Origin of the sequence: Flavobacterium franklandianum, assembly GCF_007097365.1 — a bacterium.
GTDB lineage: Bacteria > Bacteroidota > Bacteroidia > Flavobacteriales > Flavobacteriaceae > Flavobacterium > Flavobacterium franklandianum.
This window is the reverse complement of record NZ_VJZR01000009.1, coordinates 18553-39047: the sequence shown is the minus strand read 5'-3', so window position 1 is coordinate 39047 and position 20495 is coordinate 18553. Positions and strand designations below refer to the sequence as shown.

Below are 20495 nucleotides of genomic sequence, written 5' to 3'. Positions count from 1 at the left end.
CATTATCGCTTCCATTGTTAATGTGTTAAATTTTTAAAAAAAATGGCTAAAGAGATTAGTAAAGTAGTTAAACTACAAGTTAAGGGAGGTGCTGCGAACCCGTCGCCACCGGTTGGACCTGCTTTAGGTGCTGCTGGTGTTAATATCATGGAATTCTGTAAGCAATTTAATGCTAGAACCCAAGATAAACCAGGTAAAGTTTGCCCAGTGCAAATTACAGTGTATAAAGACAAATCTTTCGATTTTGTTGTAAAAACACCACCTGCTGCTGTTCAATTAATGGACGCGGCAAAGCTTAAATCTGGTTCAGGAGAACCAAATCGTAAGAAAGTAGCTAGCGTTACTTGGGATGTTATTAAAGCAATTGCGGAAGACAAGATGGTTGATTTAAATGCATTCACAATCGAGTCTGCTATGAGCATGATCGCAGGAACAGCTAGATCTATGGGTATAACTGTAACAGGAGATTCTCCTCTAAAACAAGCGTAAGACATGGCAAAATTGACAAAAAAGCAAAAAGAGGCTTCATCAAAAATTGAAAAGAACAAATTATACTCTTTAAAAGATGCTGCGGCATTGTTAAAAGTAGTTGCTTCTGCAAAATTTGATGAGTCGGTTGATATCGCAGTGCGTTTGGGTGTAGATCCAAGAAAAGCGAATCAAATGGTTAGAGGTGTAGTAACATTGCCTCACGGAACTGGTAAAGACGTAAAAGTATTAGCATTGGTTACTCCAGACAAAGAAGCGGAAGCTAAAGAGGCAGGAGCAGACTATGTAGGTCTTGACGAATATTTACAAAAAATTAAAGATGGTTGGACAGATGTTGATGTAATCATCACAATGCCAAGTGTTATGGGTAAATTAGGTCCATTAGGTCGTATTTTAGGACCTAGAGGTTTAATGCCAAACCCTAAGACTGGTACTGTAACTATGGACATTGCAAAAGCAGTTGCTGAAGTTAAAGCTGGTAAAATTGACTTTAAAGTTGACAAAACCGGTATCATACATGCAGGAATTGGAAGAATTTCTTTCGATGCTGATAAAATTGTAGATAACGCTCACGAAATTATTCAAACATTAATCAAACTTAAACCAACTGCGGCTAAAGGAACTTACATCAAAAGTATTTACCTAACTAGCACGATGAGTCCAGCAATTGCTTTGGATCCTAAAGCAGTATAATTGGTAGTTAAAAATTTTTAGTATGACTAGAGAAGAAAAATCAATCGCGATTGAAGATTTAACTGCACAGTTAGCTGGTACAAATATTATTTATGTATCTGATATTTCTGGATTAAACGCAGAAACAACTTCAAACTTGAGAAGAGCTTGCTTTAAAGCAGGTATAAAATTAGAGGTAGTTAAAAATACTTTGCTTGCAAAAGCAATGGAAGCTTCGGCTAATGATTATGGTGATTTACCATCTGTATTGACAGGTAACAGCGCCATCTTTATTTCTGATGTTGCTAACGCACCTGGAAAAATTATCAAAGATTTCCGCAAAAAGAATGCTAAGCCAATTTTAAAAGGGGCTTACATCAATGCAGAAGTTTACATTGGAGACGATCAACTAGATGCTTTGGCAACTATCAAATCGAAAGAAGAACTTGTTGGCGAAATTATTGGATTACTTCAATCACCAGCCCAAAGAGTTATTTCTGCTCTTCAAAACCAATTCGCTAATGTCGAAGAGGTTGCTTAATTAAACTAGTATTTAGTTTGAATTAAGTGCATTAAAACGCGCACAATAAACAATAATATTTTACAAATCATTTTAAAACGATAGAAAAAATGGCAGATTTGAAACAATTCGCAGAACAATTAGTTAGCCTAACAGTAAAAGAAGTTAACGAATTAGCAACAATATTAAAAGACGAGTATGGTATCGAACCAGCAGCTGCAGCAGTAGTTGTTTCTGGTGGTGGTGATGCAGTAGCTGAAGAAGTTCAAACTGAATTTACAGTAGTATTAAAAGAAGCAGGTCCTTCTAAATTAGCTGTTGTGAAAATGGTAAAAGAACTTACAGGTTTAGGTCTTAAAGAAGCTAAAGATGTAGTAGATAGCGCTCCAAGTAACGTTAAAGAAGGTGTTTCTAAAGATGAGGCTGAAGGTCTTAAAAAATCTTTAGAAGAAGCTGGAGCTGTAGTTGAATTAAAATAATTCAACCCTCTTTAGAGAATAGGTTTAGGTCTTGGGTACGCATCCAAAGACCTAAACCATTTTTCGTATAATAAAAATTTCCCCCATTTTATTATAAAATAGTTTAAAATACAAAAGTGTTTTTAAGTCAATACGATGAAAGAAAATAAAACTAAAGAGCTTGCTCTAGCATTATTTTTAAAGAGGTATTGATTAAAAAAGAAAGTATTGGTTAAACTGTGTTTTACACAAAAAATTACTTTTTTTTAATCAAAATTTTGTCCATAGATGATAACAAATCAGACTGAAAGATTGAATTTTGCCTCTACAAAAAACATACCTCAATATCCAGATTTTCTAGATGTTCAGGTAAAATCGTTTAAAGATTTCTTCCAATTGGAAACAAAATCTGACGAAAGAGGCGACGAAGGTTTATACAATACCTTCATGGAAAACTTTCCAATTACAGATACAAGAAATAACTTTGTATTGGAGTTCCTCGATTATTTTGTAGATCCACCACGTTACACAATTCAAGAATGTATTGAAAGAGGGCTTACGTACAGTGTGCCTTTAAAAGCTAGGTTAAAACTATATTGTACAGACCCAGAGCACGAAGATTTTGAAACTATTGTTCAAGATGTATATCTTGGTACAATTCCTTATATGACTCCTTCTGGTACTTTTGTAATCAATGGCGCCGAGCGTGTTGTTGTTTCTCAATTGCACCGTTCTCCAGGGGTTTTCTTTGGACAATCATTCCATGCAAATGGAACAAAATTATATTCTGCCCGTGTAATTCCTTTTAAAGGTTCTTGGATAGAATTTTCAACCGATATCAACAGTGTTATGTACGCTTATATCGACAGAAAGAAAAAATTACCTGTAACGACTTTGCTTCGTGCTATCGGTTTCGAAAGAGATAAGGATATCCTTGAGATTTTCGACCTTGCTGAGGAAATTAAAGTGTCTAAAACAGGACTTAAAAAATATATTGGTAGAAGATTAGCGGCTCGTGTGTTAAACACTTGGCATGAAGATTTCGTGGATGAAGATACCGGCGAAGTTGTTTCTATCGAACGTAACGAAATAATCCTTGACAGAGATACCATTATCGACAAAGATAATGTGGAAGAAATCATCGATTCTAACGTTAAATCTATTTTGTTGCACAAGGAAGATAATAATGCAGTCGATTATTCTATCATCCACAACACGCTACAAAAAGATCCAACCAATTCTGAAAAAGAAGCCGTTGAGCACATCTACAGACAATTGCGTAACGCAGAACCGCCTGATGAAGAAACTGCTCGTGGTATTATCGATAAATTATTCTTCTCTGACCAACGTTACAATTTAGGTGAAGTGGGTCGTTATAGAATTAACAAAAAATTAGGGTTAGATACCCCGATGGAAAAGCAAGTCTTGACCAAAGAGGACATCATCACTATCATAAAATATTTGATCGAATTAATCAATGCGAAAGCAGATATTGATGATATCGATCACTTGTCAAACCGTCGTGTTAGAACAGTTGGTGAACAATTGTCTCAACAATTCGGTGTTGGTTTGGCTCGTATGGCTAGAACCATTCGTGAGAGAATGAACGTTAGAGATAACGAGGTGTTTACACCAATCGATTTGATTAATGCCAAAACATTATCATCGGTTATCAACTCTTTCTTTGGTACCAACCAGTTGTCTCAATTTATGGATCAAACGAATCCATTGGCTGAGATTACGCACAAAAGAAGATTATCTGCACTTGGACCAGGTGGACTTTCGAGAGAAAGAGCAGGGTTTGAGGTGCGTGACGTTCACTATACGCACTACGGACGTTTATGTCCAATTGAAACTCCTGAGGGGCCAAACATTGGTTTGATCTCATCCCTTGGTGTTTATGCTAAAGTAAACGGAATGGGTTTCATCGAAACGCCATATCGTAAAGTAACTAAAGGAGTGGTAGACTTAGTTTCTACTCCGGTTTACTTAAGTGCAGAGGAAGAAGAAGGAATGATGATTTCTCAGGCAAATATCGAAATGGATGCCAATGGTAAAATTCTTGCTGACAATGTAATTGCACGTCAGGAAGGTGATTTCCCGGTAATTGATCCTACAAAAGTAGATTATGCCGATGTTGCACCTAACCAAATCGCTTCGATTTCAGCTTCATTAATTCCTTTCTTGGAACATGATGATGCGAATAGAGCGTTGATGGGATCTAACATGATGCGTCAGGCTGTACCCTTGTTACGTCCTGAAGCACCAATTGTTGGGACAGGTTTAGAACGTCAAGTAGCTTCAGATTCAAGAGTTTTGATCAATGCTGAAGGTCCTGGAGTTGTTGAATATGTAGATGCCAATATCATTAGAATCAAATACGACCGTTCCGAGGAAGAAAGAATGGTAAGTTTTGAAGAAGATGAGAAAACATACAATTTGATTAAATTTAGAAAAACCAATCAAAGTACCAGTATCAACTTAAAACCTATCGTAAGAAAAGGGGACAGAGTGGTTCTTGGACAAGTATTGTCAGAAGGATATGCAACCCAAAATGGTGAATTAGCTTTAGGGCGTAACCTAAAAGTTGCGTTTATGCCTTGGAAAGGATATAACTTTGAGGATGCGATTGTAATTTCTGAAAAAGTGGTTCGTGACGATATTTTTACTTCTATTCACGTAGATGATTATTCATTAGAAGTGAGAGATACTAAATTAGGTAACGAAGAATTGACAAATGATATTCCAAACGTTTCTGAAGAAGCTACTAAAGATTTAGATGAAAACGGAATGATTAGAATTGGTGCCGAAGTAAAACCTGGCGATATTCTAATTGGTAAGATTACTCCAAAAGGAGAATCAGATCCTACTCCAGAAGAGAAATTGCTTCGTGCAATCTTCGGGGATAAAGCAGGGGATGTGAAAGATGCATCATTAAAAGCATCTCCATCTTTACACGGTGTGGTTTTAGATAAAAAATTGTTCGCAAGAGCAGTAAAAGACAAACGCAAACGTACTCAGGACAAAGACGCTTTGGCTGCTTTGGAAATAGAATTTGAAACTAAATTTGTTGAATTGAAAGACAAATTGGTTGAGAAATTGTTCTTAATCGTAAACGGAAAAACCTCTCAAGGTGTAATGAATGATTTGGGTGAAGAAGTATTACCAAAAGGTAAAAAATACACTCAAAAAATGCTTTATGCTGTCGAAGATTTTGCTCACTTGAGTAAAGGACAATGGGTAGCTGACGATACAACAAATACTATGGTGAATGATTTAATTCATAACTATAAAATTAAGTTGAACGATTTACAAGGAGCATTGCGTAGAGAGAAATTCACAATTACTGTTGGTGATGAATTGCCATCAGGGATTTTGAAATTGGCTAAAGTGTATGTTGCCAAAAAACGTAAACTAAAAGTTGGGGATAAAATGGCGGGACGTCACGGTAACAAAGGTATTGTTGCACGTATCGTTCGTCACGAAGATATGCCTTTCTTAGAAGATGGAACACCTGTAGACATCGTGTTGAACCCACTTGGAGTACCTTCACGTATGAATATTGGTCAAATTTACGAAACAGTTTTAGGTTGGGCTGGAATGAACTTGGGTAGAAAATTTGCTACTCCAATTTTTGATGGTGCATCTCTAGACCAAATCAACGAATTGACTGATGAAGCTGGAATTCCACGTTTTGGACATACCTATCTTTACGATGGAGGAACCGGAGAACGTTTCCACCAGGCTGCAACAGTTGGAGTAATCTATATGTTGAAACTGGGTCACATGGTTGACGATAAAATGCACGCACGTTCAATAGGACCATACTCATTAATTACACAACAACCATTGGGTGGTAAAGCTCAATTTGGAGGTCAGCGTTTTGGAGAGATGGAGGTTTGGGCACTTGAAGCTTATGGAGCATCAAGCACACTACGTGAAATATTGACCGTGAAATCGGATGACGTTATTGGTAGAGCCAAAACTTACGAAGCAATCGTTAAGGGAGAATCTATGCCAGAACCAGGATTGCCTGAATCATTTAATGTATTAATGCATGAATTGAAAGGTCTTGGACTTGACATTCGTTTAGAAGAATAAATAAATTTTGTCCACTAGTAGAGACGCGATTAATCGCGTCTCTACTTTGGCATTTATAAGAGTTTTTAGGATTTAGACCCGTAACCCGTTCCGATTTTTTATATAGTCTATATAATTAGCACTTCAAAAATTTTGTTTGAAGTTTAGAGAAGTAATCCGAGGAAGTAGAGGCAAAGAATTACTAAGTCTGTACAAAATCAATTTTTAATTGCAAATAAATCAATAGTAATAACTATGATGAATACTAGAAATAATAACAATAAAGATAAGAATCCTGTAAAAAGATTCAGCAAAATTTCGATAGGACTAGCTTCTCCTGAATCTATCTTGAAAGAATCAAGAGGTGAAGTTTTAAAGCCAGAAACTATCAATTATAGAACACACAAACCAGAGCGTGACGGACTTTTCTGCGAAAGAATCTTCGGACCAGTAAAAGATTTCGAATGTGCTTGTGGTAAATACAAAAGAATTCGTTACAAAGGAATCATTTGTGACCGTTGTGGTGTTGAAGTTACCGAGAAAAAAGTACGTAGAGACAGAGTAGGACACATCAATCTTGTTGTGCCAATTGCTCATATCTGGTATTTCCGTTCGCTTCCAAATAAAATTGGTTACATATTAGGTCTTCCGTCTAAGAAATTAGACATGATAATCTATTACGAAAGATATGTTGTAATCCAAGCGGGTATTGCTAAAACTCCAGAAGGAGAATCAGTACAAAGATTGGATTTCTTGACTGAAGAAGAGTATTTGAATATTTTAGACACACTTCCTGCAGACAATCAATATTTAGACGATTTTGATCCTAATAAATTTGTTGCCAAAATGGGAGCAGAATGTATTATGGATTTATTAGCTCGTATTGACCTTGATGAATTGTCTTATCAATTGCGTCACTCTGCTAATAATGAAACGTCTAAACAACGTAAAACTGAAGCATTAAAAAGATTGCAAGTTGTAGAGTCATTCCGTGAGTCTAACTTGAACCGTGAAAACCGTCCTGAGTGGATGATTATGAAAGTTGTTCCAGTTATTCCACCAGAATTACGTCCTCTTGTGCCGCTTGATGGAGGTCGTTTTGCAACTTCCGATTTGAATGATCTATACCGTCGTGTAATTATACGTAACAACCGTTTGAAAAGATTGATGGAGATTAAAGCTCCAGAAGTAATCTTGAGAAACGAAAAACGTATGTTGCAAGAATCAGTAGATTCACTTTTCGATAATACTCGTAAAGCATCTGCTGTAAAAACAGAATCAAACCGTCCTTTGAAATCACTTTCGGATTCCCTAAAAGGAAAACAAGGTCGTTTCCGTCAAAACTTACTTGGAAAACGTGTGGATTATTCTGCTCGTTCTGTAATTGTTGTTGGGCCTGAGTTGAAATTATTCGAATGTGGTATCCCTAAAGATATGGCAGCCGAATTGTACAAACCTTTCGTTATCCGTAAATTGATAGAAAGAGGAATTGTAAAAACAGTGAAATCGGCTAAGAAAATAATAGACAAAAAAGAACCAGTAGTTTGGGACATCCTTGAAAATGTTATCAAAGGACACCCAATAATGCTGAATCGTGCTCCTACTTTGCACAGATTGGGTATTCAAGCATTCCAACCAAAATTAATTGAAGGAAAAGCAATCCAATTGCACCCTTTAGTTTGTACTGCATTTAATGCGGATTTTGATGGGGATCAAATGGCAGTTCACTTGCCGTTAGGACCAGAAGCTATTTTGGAAGCACAATTGTTAATGTTGGCTTCTCACAATATCTTGAATCCAGCCAATGGTGCGCCAATTACAGTACCTTCTCAAGACATGGTTTTGGGTCTATATTATATGACCAAAGAGCGTTTATCGACTCCAGAACACAAAATTTTAGGCGAAGGCTTAACTTTTTATTCTGCAGAAGAAACAAATATTGCATTAAATGAAGGTCGTTTAGAATTGAATGCTCGAGTGAAAATTCGTGCCAAAGATTTTAATGAAGCTGGTGAATTAGTGTACCAAATTATCCAAACAACTGCTGGTCGTATCTTGTTTAACGAAGTAGTTCCAGAAGCTGCAGGTTATATCAATGATGTTTTGACTAAGAAAAACTTGAGAGATATTATCGGACACGTTTTGAGCGTGACCAATGTACCTACAACAGCTGCCTTCTTGGATAATATGAAAGATATGGGATATAAATTTGCCTTCAAAGGTGGATTGTCATTCTCATTGGGAGATATTAGAATCCCAGATGAAAAACCAAAATTAATTGCAGATGCCAGAGAGCAAGTTGAAGGTATCTCTGCAAATTATAATATGGGTCTTATCACTAATAACGAACGTTACAACCAAGTTATTGACGTGTGGACTTCAACAAATGCACAGCTTACGGAAACAGCAATGAAAAACATTAGAGAAGACCAACAAGGTTTCAACTCGGTGTATATGATGCTTGATTCTGGAGCAAGGGGTTCCAAAGAACAAATCCGTCAGTTAACTGGTATGCGTGGTTTGATGGCTAAGCCAAAAAAATCTACTGCTGGTGGTGGTGAAATTATTGAAAACCCGATTCTTTCCAACTTTAAAGAAGGTCTTTCGATCCTTGAGTACTTTATCTCTACTCACGGTGCTCGTAAAGGTCTTGCGGATACGGCTTTGAAAACAGCCGATGCGGGTTACTTAACCAGAAGATTGCATGACGTTTCTCAAGATGTAATTGTAAATACGGTTGACTGTGGTACTTTAAGAGGTGTTGAAGTTTCAGCACTGAAAAAGAACGAAGAAATCGTAGAAACTTTAGGCGAAAGAATCTTAGGACGTGTGGCATTGCAAGATGTTATCAATCCTTTGACAAACGAGCTAATCATAGAAGCAGGAAATCAAATTACTGAAGCGTATGTTAAATTAATCGAGGCTTCTCCAATTGAAAAATTAGAGGTTCGTTCTCCATTAACTTGCGAAGCTACAAAAGGGATTTGTGCTAAATGTTACGGTAGAAACTTGGCAACAGGAAAAATGACCCAAAAAGGAGAAGCAGTGGGTGTAATTGCCGCTCAATCCATTGGAGAACCTGGGACTCAGCTTACATTGCGTACCTTCCACGTTGGTGGGGTTGCGGGTGGTATTTCTGAAGAATCAGGTATTGTTACAAGATTTGCTGGTAAACTAGAAATCGAAGATTTAAAAACGGTTAAAGGCGAAGACAACGATGGTAATGCAGTTGATATTGTAGTATCTCGTTCTACCGAATTGAAATTAATTGACGAAAAAACAGGCATTCTATTAAGTACAAACAATATTCCTTACGGTTCAAGCATCTTTGTTAAAGATGGTGAATCTGTAGCTAAAGGAACTTCTATTTGTAAATGGGATCCGTATAATGGAGTTATTGTTTCGGAATTTACAGGTAAAATCGCTTACGAAGATTTAGAACAAGGACAATCATTTATGGTTGAAATTGATGAGCAAACTGGTTTCCAAGAAAAAGTAATTTCTGAAGGTAGAGCTAAGAAATTGATTCCTACTTTATTAGTTTACGGTAAAGACGGTGAATTGATCCGTTCTTATAACTTACCAGTTGGAGCCCACTTGATGGTTGAAAATGGAGAGAAAATTAAAGCAGGTAAAGTATTGGTTAAAATTCCACGTCGTTCTTCTAAATCAGGAGATATTACAGGAGGTTTACCAAGAATTACTGAGTTGCTTGAAGCTCGTAACCCATCTAACCCAGCAGTCGTTTCTGAAATTGATGGTGTGGTTTCTTTTGGAAAAATCAAAAGAGGTAACCGTGAAATTGTAATCGAATCTAAATTTGGTGAGGTTAAGAAATACTTGGTGAAATTATCTAGCCAAATTTTAGTACAAGAAAATGACTTTGTAAGAGCGGGCGTGCCATTGTCTGATGGTGCTATCACTCCGGAAGATATTTTGAGAATTAAAGGTCCAGCTGCTGTTCAACAGTATTTGGTTAATGAAATTCAAGAAGTGTACCGTTTGCAAGGGGTAAAAATAAATGACAAACACTTTGAAGTAGTAATACGTCAAATGATGCGTAAAGTAAGAGTTCAAGATCCAGGAGATACTTTATTCCTAGAAGAACAATTGATTCATACTAAAGATTTTATCGTTGAAAATGATAAATTGTACGGTATGAAGGTAGTTGAAGACGCTGGAGATTCAAGTGTTTTAAAACCAGGTCAGATTATTTCACCTCGTGAATTGCGAGATGAAAACTCACTATTGAAACGTACAGATAAAAATCTTGTTGTAGCTCGTGATGTTATCACAGCAACTGCAACACCAGTTTTACAAGGTATCACAAGAGCATCACTTCAAACGAAATCGTTCATTTCTGCTGCATCGTTCCAAGAGACTACTAAAGTATTGAACGAAGCTGCGGTTGCAGGTAAAATCGATTACTTAGAAGGATTGAAAGAAAATGTAATTGTAGGTCATAGAATCCCAGCTGGAACAGGTATGAGAGAATATGATAATACTATTGTAGGTTCAAATGAAGATTACAATGAAATGATGGCAAGTAAAGAAGAATACATTTATTAAGATATGAACAATCAAATACCACAACAAGGACAACTCGATATTGAGTTGGATGAAAAAACGGCCGAAGGAATTTATTCCAACTTGGCAATCATTAATCATTCTTCATCTGAGTTTGTATTGGATTTTGTAAGTATCATGCCTGGTATTCCTAAAGCCAAAGTGAAATCGAGAATTGTCTTGACACCGCAACACGCCAAAAGGTTATTGAAAGCCATTGGAGAAAATATTCACCGTTTTGAAGTCGCTCACGGCGAAATAAAAGACACCGAACAACCTCCAGTTCCACTTAATTTTGGTCCCGCGGGACAAGCATAAATTACAAAAGGCTCCAGAAATGGAGCCTTTTGTTTTATAGAAAAGAATAGGTTCAGTTGTAATTACCAGATTTAAAACACTTTAAATATCATCATTTTGTGCTTTAAACGACTATTATTGTGATTCATCGAAAATATTTTTTAGTAGCTTAGTATTGATTTAGTTTTGGCCTCAGATAAGAGAATATAAACAAACTCTTTGCAACTAAATAACAATGAATCAATTTCCTAAACAATACGGTAACAAAAATAGCAACATTCTTTTAATGACAGTTGCCTTTATTTTAGTATCAGTTGGAACTACTTTTGGTCAAACAACAGTTGAATATAAATCTGATTTAAATTCTACAATTACTGCTAATACTGCCGAAACCATTGTTGTAAAACAAGAAGACGCTTCTACTAATTCTAATATGAATTTTGTGCTTTGGTTTATGGGTACAAAACAAGATCCAAATGCAAAAATTTTACCATCAGGATCAAATACTAAAAAACAATTTATGACTTCAGGTTCTGCACCCAATCGATTGTTGATTAAAGCTTTCTTGAAAAAAGCGGTTAACTACGAAAGTGTTATAGTTTAAAAATATTTTTATTACACATAGTAAACTCCCACCTTGGTGGGAGTTTTTTTTTGTTATATACAACCGTTTCTTAATCATTTCATAATGGAAAAAAATAGGTCTAGTTTTTTATTTTTATTTTTTTTGTCAATCTAAATTGTGAATTTAAAAACACGAAAAGTATTACATTAAATATATTGTGTAATTCACTAGAGCATCTGTTTTGTTAAAATGTTTAAAGGTTTGGTTGTCATTTTTTTAAAAACTAATTGAATCATTATTCTTTATAAATACTAAATAAATACAAACTACAATGAACAAAATTATTCTAGGTTTTTTTCTGGCAAAAAGTAAAACAACAATTAATGGATTGTTAGTATTGTTTGCCATAGTATTGATGAATACGCAGGTAAGTTGGGGGCAAGTAAATATTACTCCTATTCGTACAGATGTTTCAGGTTTTACGAATTGGACTGATGCTGTTGTTGCGGGGACTACTTATGTGCAATTATTACAAGCTACATCTTCAACAATTAGCCCAGCAATGGATTTTAATAGTTACACAAACGAAACTTTGAATTTTAAGGTAAGAACATTTGGAGGCAGTACAGCTGCCGAAATCATTTTAACAGTATGGATTTCTATTGATAATGGAACCAATTGGACTAGTTTAGGAACAAGAACGCCAACTAGTTCAACCTTATCGGCACAAACAGCTTTTGATATAAGCGCTTATAGTGGTACTCAAGTTAAAATAAGATTTACAGTTGGAGGAACATCAAATTCTATTGGAGTTGGAATTGACGATATTTCAATATCAGGAATTGTATATTCATCTGGTCCAGAAATTAACGTAAAAGGTAATGCTGTTTCAATTGTAGATGGAGCAACTCCAGCATCTATAACTAATGCTACTGATTTTGGCACAGTGGCTACAAACACAAATGTTACAAAAACCTATACTATAGAAAATACAGGTTCTTCCGATTTAGTTTTAACAGCACCATATGTTCAAAAATCATTGGGAACTACAGTGTTTGCAATTACGCAACCAGTATTAACTACAATTCCAACGGGAAGCTCAACTACTTTTTCGGTTACTTTCAATAGTTTAACAGCGTCAACTTTTGATGATGTTATTGAAGTATTAAGTAATGATTCAGACGAGGGTGTTTATAATTTTGCCATCAAAGCAATAGCACAAGCACCAACGCCAAACATTTCTTTAAAAGGGAATAATACTACTATTGTAGTTGGAGACACAACACCGAGCACCGCCGACCATACCGATTTTGGAAATGCAGCTAACAACACAAATGTGGTTAAAACCTACACAATAGAAAATACAGGAACGGGAAATCTAACCGTTAATACTATTTTGATGAATGTTGGTGCAACCAAATATACTATCGGGGGTATTTCACTTCCTGCAACAGTCCTGGCTGGTGGTTCTACTACATTTACTTTAACTTTCAACAGTGCAGTTGCAGGGACTTTTGCAGATACAGTAAATCTTAATAACGATGACCCAACAGATTCAACTTATACTTTTGGGATTACCGCTAAAGCTGTAGCCCTTAACTTTGGAGTTGGAGATATTAGTATTACTGCATTGTCTAATGACACACCAGATGGAATTTCGTTTGTAAACTGGGTACCAATTCCTGTGGATGCTGAATTGATTTTTACAGATAATGCTTGGGATGGTGCAGCATTATTAGTGAATGAAGGTACTTCATTGGTTTGGAAAAACAATACTGGAAACATTGTTCCAGTAGGCACAGTAATTTACATAAATACATTAACTGCTTCTTTGTCAGCTGATTTTGGATCTGTTACTGGTGCTTTGGACGGTTTGTCGGCCTCTGGAGAAAATCTTTTTATGTATGAAGGATCTGGAGTTAGTCCAAATTTTATTTATGGTTTGTCAAACTTGGCTTGGTTAACAACGGGAACGGTTACTTCAAACAGTTCGTATTTACCAACAGCATTAAATGTGACAAATGGTAATATTGTAACTGGCGATTTTGATAATGTTGAATATAGCGGATCTTTAGCTCTTAAAGATGAAAAATCATCATTTTCTGCATACAAAACATTGGTTAATGACCCAGTAAATTGGACAAAAAACAATACTCCTTTTATTTTGAATAGTTTAGATTTTGAATTAGCAGCCGTATGGGAAACTGCCGCGTGGAATGATGCACTAACGCCAACAGCATCATTAAAAGTAGTAATAAATGATAGTTACAGTACAACAACAAACGGTACATTTTCAGCCAAAAAAGTAACCGTTAAAGCAAGAGGTTCCTTGATTATTAATTCAGGAACAAATATTGTTGTTCAAAATGAGGTAATAAATAATGGTAGCCTTGTTGTCGAAAATAATGCCAACTTAATTCAAGTAAATAATGTGTCAAATACAGGCGTTATTACTGTAAAACGAAACAGTAATTCTTTATATCGTTTAGATTATACTTTGTGGTCATCACCTGTTGCAAATCAGAATTTAGAAGATTTCTCTCCATTGACATCACAATCACCAAGTCGTTTTTATACATTTGATACGACTTATAATACCGGAGGTATAAAAGGTGCGTATAGTGCAATTGAAACCCCTACTGTAACCAACTTTACTGCTGGAACAGGTTATTTGATACGTATGCCTAATACTGATGCTTTAACTGGATATGATGCTGGTACAGCTAGTTTGGCTTACTCTGGAGTATTTACTGGAGTACCTAATAATGGAGATGTTCCTGTAACCTTAAGTTATATTGATGCGCCACGTTCCTATAATTCAGTCGGAAATCCATATTCATCTGTAATTGATGCAAATACATTTATCACAGCCAACACAGCCAACATTGAAAGTACCTTGTATTTTTGGAGGAAAAAAAATGGTTCAGGTACTGCTTATGCTGCTTTTAATCCACTAGGAGGAACATTGACATACTCATCTACAGCAAGTGAAGTTTCAAATGGAAAAATACAAGTAGGTCAAGGTTTCTTTGTTCAGGCTAAAAATGCTATAACTGTTCCTGCATTTTTCACCAATGCTATGCGTGAAACAAGTCCAGCAAGCACACAGTTTTTCAAAACTAAGAAAGTGATTGCACAAGACCGCATTTGGCTAAACTTGACTAATACAACAGGAGTGTTTAGCCAATCTTTATTAGGTTACATAGTTGGTGCCACTCAAGGACTAGATAGCTATGATGGGAAATACATAAATGATAGTCCAATAGCTTTAACATCAAACATCAACAACGAAGAATATACCATTCAAGGGCGTTCTGCTTTCGATACGTCTGATATAGTTTCTTTGAATTTCAAAACAAATGTTGCTGGTGATTATACGATTGCTATTGACCACGTTGATGGATTGTTTGCTACTGATCAAGATATTTATTTAGTAGATAGCAAAACGGGAGCTGAAACCAATTTGAAAACAAGTTCGTACAGCTTTACCGCAGTATCAGGAATAGACAACACAAGATTTTCTCTGAAATATCAAAAAACATTGAGAGTTGATGATTCTATCTTCAATGAAAATAATGTAACTGTGTATTCTAAAAACGGAATTCTTTATCTGAATTCAGGAGAAATGGTTATCAATACCATTCAAGTATATGATGTGCAAGGAAGACTATTAGCAGAACGCAAAAATGTGAAAGCAACTACTACAACATTAGAAAATCTGATAGCAAACAACCAAGTGCTCTTGGTAAAAGTTTCTGGCGAGAATAACCAAGTAGTTATCAAAAAAGTAGTGAATTAAAAATCCGAAAAAACATCAAAAAATGAAAAATACAGTATTAAAATATTATATAGCGGTTTTCTATTTATGTTCAACCTTTGTAATGTTTGGACAGCCTGGAACGGGTTCAGATAATGGTGGAGTTGATGATGGAGGCACAGGAGATACTACTCCAGGAACCCCGATAGATGATTATGTTTGGGTTTTGGCCATTATTGCTATACTCTTTGTTTTTTTGAAGTTTAGGGCAATCCAAAAAAATAAGATTCAAGGATAATCCACAAAACGTTTTTTAAAAGCAAAAATCCTGTTCCAATTTTTTGGAGCAGGATTTTTGTTTAAAAAATGCGGTCAAATATAGTTGGTTTTTTTTCTTCTCATTTGAAGCGTTTCAATAGCTATTCGAATGGGAGTAGGGGTTATTCAAATTCCGAAGTAAAAAACAGCTTTACATTTGGATATTTGCTTTGTGTCATTTGAATCGTAAAATCAGAATCGGCAAGAAAAACCAATTGATTGTACTTATCGTGAGCCAAGAATTTTTGTTTGATTCTTCTAAATTCCTTAAACTCATCGCTTTTAATGTCATTGGGTTTTACCCAGCAGGCTTTGTGTACGGGGAAATTTTCATACGTACATTTTGCTCCATATTCGTGTTCCAATCGGTATTGAATCACCTCGTATTGAAGCGCTCCCACAGTTCCAATAATTTTTCTGTTATTCATTTCAAGTGTAAACAATTGTGCTACTCCTTCATCCATCAATTGATCAACGCCTTTGTCGAGCTGTTTGGCTTTCATTGGATCGGCATTGTTGATGTATCTAAAATGTTCTGGAGAGAAACTCGGAATTCCTTTGAAACTCATTAGCTCACCTTCTGTCAAAGTATCCCCAATTTTGAAATTTCCAGTATCGTGTAGTCCTACAATATCACCCGGATAAGAGATGTCAACGATTTCTTTTTTCTCTGCAAAGAAAGCATTGGGACTGGAGAATTTTAAATTTTTCTTTTGGCGAACGTGATAATAGGGTTTGTTTCTTTCGAAAGTACCCGAAACTATTTTGATAAAGGCCAAACGGTCTCGGTGTTTCGGATCCATATTGGCGTGGATTTTAAATACAAATCCACTCATTTTTTCTTCTTTTGGGTCAACCAATCTGGTTTCGGAATCTTTTGGTCTTGGCGATGGCGCAATTTGAATAAAACAATCCAAAAGTTCGCGAACACCAAAATTATTCAAAGCCGAACCAAAAAATACGGGTTGCAGTTTTCCGTCTAAATAATCCTGACGATCAAATTTGGGATAGACTTCATCAATCAATTCGAGTTCTTCCCGAAGTTTGTTGGCTGGTTTCTCTCCTATTATTTTCTCTAATTCAGGATTTTTAACATCCTGAAAAGCGATGGTTTCCTCAATATTCTTACGGCTGTCTCCACTAAAAAGGTTGATGTTTTCTTCCCAAAGATTGTAAATTCCTTGAAAATCATAACCCATTCCTATCGGAAAACTCAAAGGTGTTACTGTTAAACCCAGTTTTTGTTCCACTTCGTCCATCAGGTCGAAAGCATCTTTTCCTTCACGGTCCAGTTTGTTGATGAAGACAATGATAGGGATGTTTCTTAGTCTGCATACGGCGACTAATTTTTCCGTTTGCTCTTCGACCCCTTTGGCTACGTCAATAACGACGATTACGCTGTCAACCGCAGTTAGTGTTCTGAAAGTATCTTCGGCGAAATCCTTGTGACCTGGTGTATCGAGGATGTTTATTTTTTTATCTTGGTAATTGAAAGCCAAAACCGAAGTGGAAACCGAAATTCCCCTTTGGCGTTCAATTTCCATAAAGTCACTCGTGGCCCCTTTTTTAATTTTATTATTCTTCACCGCACCTGCTTCTTGAATTGCGCCTCCAAAAAGGAGTAGTTTTTCTGTTAAGGTGGTTTTACCGGCATCGGGATGCGAAATAATCCCAAAAGTTCTTCTACGTTGTATTTCTTCTAAAAAGCTCATCTTTGTATAAATAGTTTGCAAAAGTACTATTTATAAATGCGAATTCAAAAAGCAATTAATTATCATAAAAAAGCTTGGTAGAAAATAAAATTTAATAAACTCTAAAGTCACAACTTGAGTATTTATTATTTTGAAACGCAAAGGATATGATTCGAAAAAATCTAGGCTAAATAACATAGAACAATAAAATTGTTCAGCTCCTTAATTTTTAAAGTAGTATAACGTTTTCGTTAATAACATTACACTTTTTTAATTTTCTGTTAATTATGGAAATAGTATATTTGTAACTAAATAAAATATATTTCAACATTTAAATTAAAAAAAATGAGTATTATTATCAAAATTCACGCAAGACAAATTTTCGATTCAAGAGGGAACCCTACTGTAGAAGTAGATGTAGTTACAGAAAACGGAGTAATAGGAAGAGCAGCAGTTCCATCTGGAGCATCAACTGGAAAGTTCGAAGCAGTGGAATTACGTGACGGAGGGAAAAATTTTCTTGGAAGAGGAGTTCTTAAAGCGGTAGAAAATGTAAATACTTTAATTGCTGAAGAATTAGTTGGAACATCAGTTTTTGAACAAAACTTGATTGACCAAACTATGATTGAGTTAGACGGAACTCCTAATAAAGCTAAACTGGGTGCAAACGCAATTCTTGGAGTTTCTCTTGCCGTTGCTAAAGCAGCTGCAAATGAACTAGGAATGCCATTATATAGATATATCGGTGGGGTTTCTGCAAACACATTGCCGGTTCCAATGATGAATATCATCAATGGTGGTTCTCATTCCGATGCGCCTATCGCATTTCAGGAATTTATGATAATACCGGTAAAAGCAACTTCTTTTACACACGCATTGCAAATGGGAACTGAAATTTTCCATAGCCTTAAAAAAGTATTACACGATAGAGGATTGAGCACTGCTGTAGGAGACGAAGGTGGATTTGCTCCAAATTTAGCTGGTGGAACTGAAGATGCTTTGGAAACCATTCAAAAAGCGGTTGAAGCTGCTGGATATAAATTTGGTGACGAAGTAATGATTGCTCTAGACTGTGCTTCTTCTGAATTTTATGAGAACGGAAAATACGATTATACTAAATTTGAAGGACCAACAGGAAAAATCAGAACTTCTGCCGAACAAGTAGAATATATGGCTGAATTAGCGTCTAAATACCCAATTATCTCTATCGAAGATGGAATGGACGAAAACGACTGGGACGGATGGAAAATGCTTACCGAAAAAATTGGAGACAAAGTGCAATTAGTAGGTGATGATTTGTTCGTAACTAATGTAGAGCGTCTTTCTACTGGAATTGAAAGAGGAATTGCTAATTCAATCTTGGTAAAAGTAAACCAAATTGGAACTTTAACCGAAACTATTGCAGCTGTAAATATGGCTAAAAATGCTGGTTACACTTCAGTAATGTCACACCGTTCAGGAGAAACAGAAGACAATACTATTGCTGATTTAGCAGTAGCTTTGAACTGTGGACAAATCAAAACAGGTTCGGCTTCTCGTTCTGATCGTATGGCAAAATACAATCAATTAATTAGAATAGAAGAAGAATTAGGAAATACCGCCTATTTTCCTGGTAAAAATGCATTTAAAGTAAAATAAGCATACGATTTTTGTTTAAAAGCCATTTACGAAAAGTAAGTGGCTTTTTTTTTGAGTTTTAACAAAAACGTTGTGGTTTTCATTTTTTAATTCCCTTGGAATTCCCTAAATTTGAAAAAATAATTTTATTAAGATTTATTACGAAATACTATGTCAAAAACAGCAAAATTAGAAATTGACGGAAAAATATATGAGTTGCCAATTTTTATTGGAACTGAAAATGAAATGTCCATCGACATTAGCAAACTTCGTGATTTATCTGGAGCAGTTACTCTAGATCAGGGGTACAAGAATACGGGTGCTTGTAAAAGTGAAATCACATTTCTTGATGGGGAAGAAGGTATTTTGCATTACAGAGGCTATTCAATCGAAGAATTAGCCGAAAAAGCTCATTTTCTTGAAGTGTGCTATTTGTTAATTTTTGGAGAATTGCCAAACGCAGCACAATTATTAGAATTTGAAACCCACATCAGAAGATATACTTTGGTGAATGAAGAGATGAAAAGTATTATTGATGGCTTTCCTAAAACGGCTCACCCAATGGGAGTTTTGTCGGCTTTGACAAGTGCCTTGATTGCTTTTAATCCTTCGGCTGTAAATCCAGAAAACCCAGACGAATTGTATGAAGCAGTTTGTAAACTTATGGGGAAATTTCTTGTAATTGCTTCTTGGACGTATCGAAAAAGTCAAGGATTTCCTTTGAATTATTACGATAACACAATGGGATATGTTGAAAATTTTATGCAACTGATGTTTAAATTGCCAACTCAGCCTTATAAAGCTAATCCTGTAATTGTTCAAGCGTTAGATCAATTGTTTATCCTTCATGCTGATCACGAACAAAATTGTTCTACTTCTACTGTGAGAATGGTAGGCTCTTCGCACGCGGGCTTATTTGCTTCGATTTCTGCAGGTGTTTCTGCACTTTGGGGACCATTACATGGTGGAGCCAATCAGGCAGTTCTTGAGATGTTAGAAGAAATTTACGCCAACGGTGGTGATGCTGATAAATATTTGGACAAAGCAAAAGATAAAAATGATCCTTTCCGATTAATGGGTTTTGGACATAGAGTGTATAAAAACTTTGATCCAAGAGCCAAAATAATCAAAGCAGCTGCCGATGAAGTATTGAAAACATTGGGTTATGATGATCCAATTTTGGGAATTGCAAAAAAATTAGAAGCTGCTGCTTTAACTGATGAATATTTTATTTCCAGAAAATTATATCCAAATGTCGATTTCTATTCCGGAATTATTTACAGAGCTTTAGGAATTCCTACTGATATGTTTACCGTTATGTTTGCCATCGGTAGACTGCCGGGTTGGATAGCACAATGGAAAGAAATGAGACTCAACAAAGAGCCTATCGGAAGACCACGACAAATTTATACCGGTTATCCTTTGAGATCGTTTGTAGGAATGGATAAAAGATAATACAATCAGT

At 35.8% G+C, this 20495-nt stretch carries 13 protein-coding genes; 12 read left to right on the top strand and 1 reads right to left on the bottom strand.

Annotated features, from left to right (window positions below; translation table 11 throughout):
• Positions 1–42: 42 nt before the first annotated feature.
• From rplK to FNW17_RS10760, 10 genes are all read left to right on the top strand, one after another.
• Positions 43–489 (top strand): 50S ribosomal protein L11, encoded by a 447-nt coding sequence (gene rplK / locus FNW17_RS10805; protein WP_143389575.1) that lies wholly within the window; start codon positions 43–45, stop codon positions 487–489.
• A 3-nt stretch (positions 490–492) separates the two neighbouring features.
• Positions 493–1182 carry a 50S ribosomal protein L1 gene (gene rplA / locus FNW17_RS10800; protein ID WP_144071641.1) on the top strand — a complete coding sequence of 230 codons (690 nt, stop codon included), beginning with the start codon at positions 493–495 and terminating at the stop codon, positions 1180–1182.
• Positions 1183–1204: 22 nt separating this feature from the next.
• The gene (rplJ, locus tag FNW17_RS10795; RefSeq protein ID WP_143389577.1) at positions 1205–1702 is read left to right on the top strand and encodes a 50S ribosomal protein L10; all 498 of its coding nucleotides are present in this window, start codon (positions 1205–1207) and stop codon (positions 1700–1702) included.
• A gap of 89 nt (positions 1703–1791) precedes the next feature.
• Positions 1792–2160, top strand: coding sequence for a 50S ribosomal protein L7/L12 (rplL, locus tag FNW17_RS10790; protein WP_144071640.1), 369 nt, complete (start codon positions 1792–1794; stop codon positions 2158–2160).
• A 267-nt stretch (positions 2161–2427) separates the two neighbouring features.
• Positions 2428–6240, top strand: coding sequence for a DNA-directed RNA polymerase subunit beta (gene rpoB, locus FNW17_RS10785; RefSeq protein WP_144071639.1), 3813 nt, complete (start codon positions 2428–2430; stop codon positions 6238–6240).
• Positions 6241–6474: 234 nt separating this feature from the next.
• Positions 6475–10788: a DNA-directed RNA polymerase subunit beta' gene (rpoC, locus tag FNW17_RS10780; RefSeq protein ID WP_143389580.1), complete on the top strand. Its 4314-nt coding sequence runs from the start codon at positions 6475–6477 to the stop codon at positions 10786–10788.
• A 3-nt stretch (positions 10789–10791) separates the two neighbouring features.
• Positions 10792–11103 (top strand): DUF3467 domain-containing protein, encoded by a 312-nt coding sequence (locus tag FNW17_RS10775; RefSeq protein ID WP_144071638.1) that lies wholly within the window; start codon positions 10792–10794, stop codon positions 11101–11103.
• A gap of 214 nt (positions 11104–11317) precedes the next feature.
• Positions 11318–11686, top strand: coding sequence for a hypothetical protein (locus FNW17_RS10770; RefSeq protein WP_143389582.1), 369 nt, complete (start codon positions 11318–11320; stop codon positions 11684–11686).
• Positions 11687–11978: 292 nt separating this feature from the next.
• A complete protein-coding gene (locus FNW17_RS10765; protein WP_144071637.1) occupies positions 11979–15446 on the top strand; it encodes a choice-of-anchor D domain-containing protein in 3468 nt (1155 codons plus the stop codon).
• Positions 15447–15468: 22 nt separating this feature from the next.
• Complete coding sequence (locus FNW17_RS10760; protein ID WP_144071636.1) at positions 15469–15702, top strand: signal peptidase; 234 nt, start codon at positions 15469–15471, stop codon at positions 15700–15702.
• Between the two features lie 142 nt (positions 15703–15844).
• Here FNW17_RS10760 and FNW17_RS10755 read toward each other — a convergent pair whose 3' ends face one another.
• On the bottom strand, positions 15845–17434 hold the full coding sequence (locus FNW17_RS10755) for a peptide chain release factor 3 (protein WP_143389585.1): 1590 nt from the start codon (positions 17432–17434) through the stop codon (positions 15845–15847).
• 324 nt (positions 17435–17758) lie between these two features.
• Between FNW17_RS10755 and eno the strand changes: the two genes are divergently transcribed.
• Together eno and FNW17_RS10745 are read left to right on the top strand one after the other, a co-directional pair.
• A complete protein-coding gene (eno, locus tag FNW17_RS10750) occupies positions 17759–19051 on the top strand; it encodes a phosphopyruvate hydratase (RefSeq protein WP_143389586.1) in 1293 nt (430 codons plus the stop codon).
• Between the two features lie 150 nt (positions 19052–19201).
• On the top strand, positions 19202–20485 hold the full coding sequence (locus tag FNW17_RS10745; protein ID WP_143389587.1) for a citrate synthase: 1284 nt from the start codon (positions 19202–19204) through the stop codon (positions 20483–20485).
• The last annotated feature ends 10 nt before the right edge of the window (positions 20486–20495 follow it).

Coding starts and splice junctions, on each gene's coding strand:
- rplJ (WP_143389577.1), top strand. CDS start 1,205: ATGACTAGAGAAGAAAAATCAATCGCGATTGAAGATTTAACTGCACAG.
- eno (WP_143389586.1), top strand. CDS start 17,759: ATGAGTATTATTATCAAAATTCACGCAAGACAAATTTTCGATTCAAGA.
- rpoC (WP_143389580.1), top strand. CDS start 6,475: ATGATGAATACTAGAAATAATAACAATAAAGATAAGAATCCTGTAAAA.
- rplK (WP_143389575.1), top strand. CDS start 43: ATGGCTAAAGAGATTAGTAAAGTAGTTAAACTACAAGTTAAGGGAGGT.
- rpoB (WP_144071639.1), top strand. CDS start 2,428: ATGATAACAAATCAGACTGAAAGATTGAATTTTGCCTCTACAAAAAAC.
- rplA (WP_144071641.1), top strand. CDS start 493: ATGGCAAAATTGACAAAAAAGCAAAAAGAGGCTTCATCAAAAATTGAA.
- FNW17_RS10745 (WP_143389587.1), top strand. CDS start 19,202: ATGTCAAAAACAGCAAAATTAGAAATTGACGGAAAAATATATGAGTTG.
- FNW17_RS10775 (WP_144071638.1), top strand. CDS start 10,792: ATGAACAATCAAATACCACAACAAGGACAACTCGATATTGAGTTGGAT.
- FNW17_RS10755 (WP_143389585.1), bottom strand. CDS start 17,434: ATGAGCTTTTTAGAAGAAATACAACGTAGAAGAACTTTTGGGATTATT.
- FNW17_RS10765 (WP_144071637.1), top strand. CDS start 11,979: ATGAACAAAATTATTCTAGGTTTTTTTCTGGCAAAAAGTAAAACAACA.
- FNW17_RS10760 (WP_144071636.1), top strand. CDS start 15,469: ATGAAAAATACAGTATTAAAATATTATATAGCGGTTTTCTATTTATGT.
- rplL (WP_144071640.1), top strand. CDS start 1,792: ATGGCAGATTTGAAACAATTCGCAGAACAATTAGTTAGCCTAACAGTA.
- FNW17_RS10770 (WP_143389582.1), top strand. CDS start 11,318: ATGAATCAATTTCCTAAACAATACGGTAACAAAAATAGCAACATTCTT.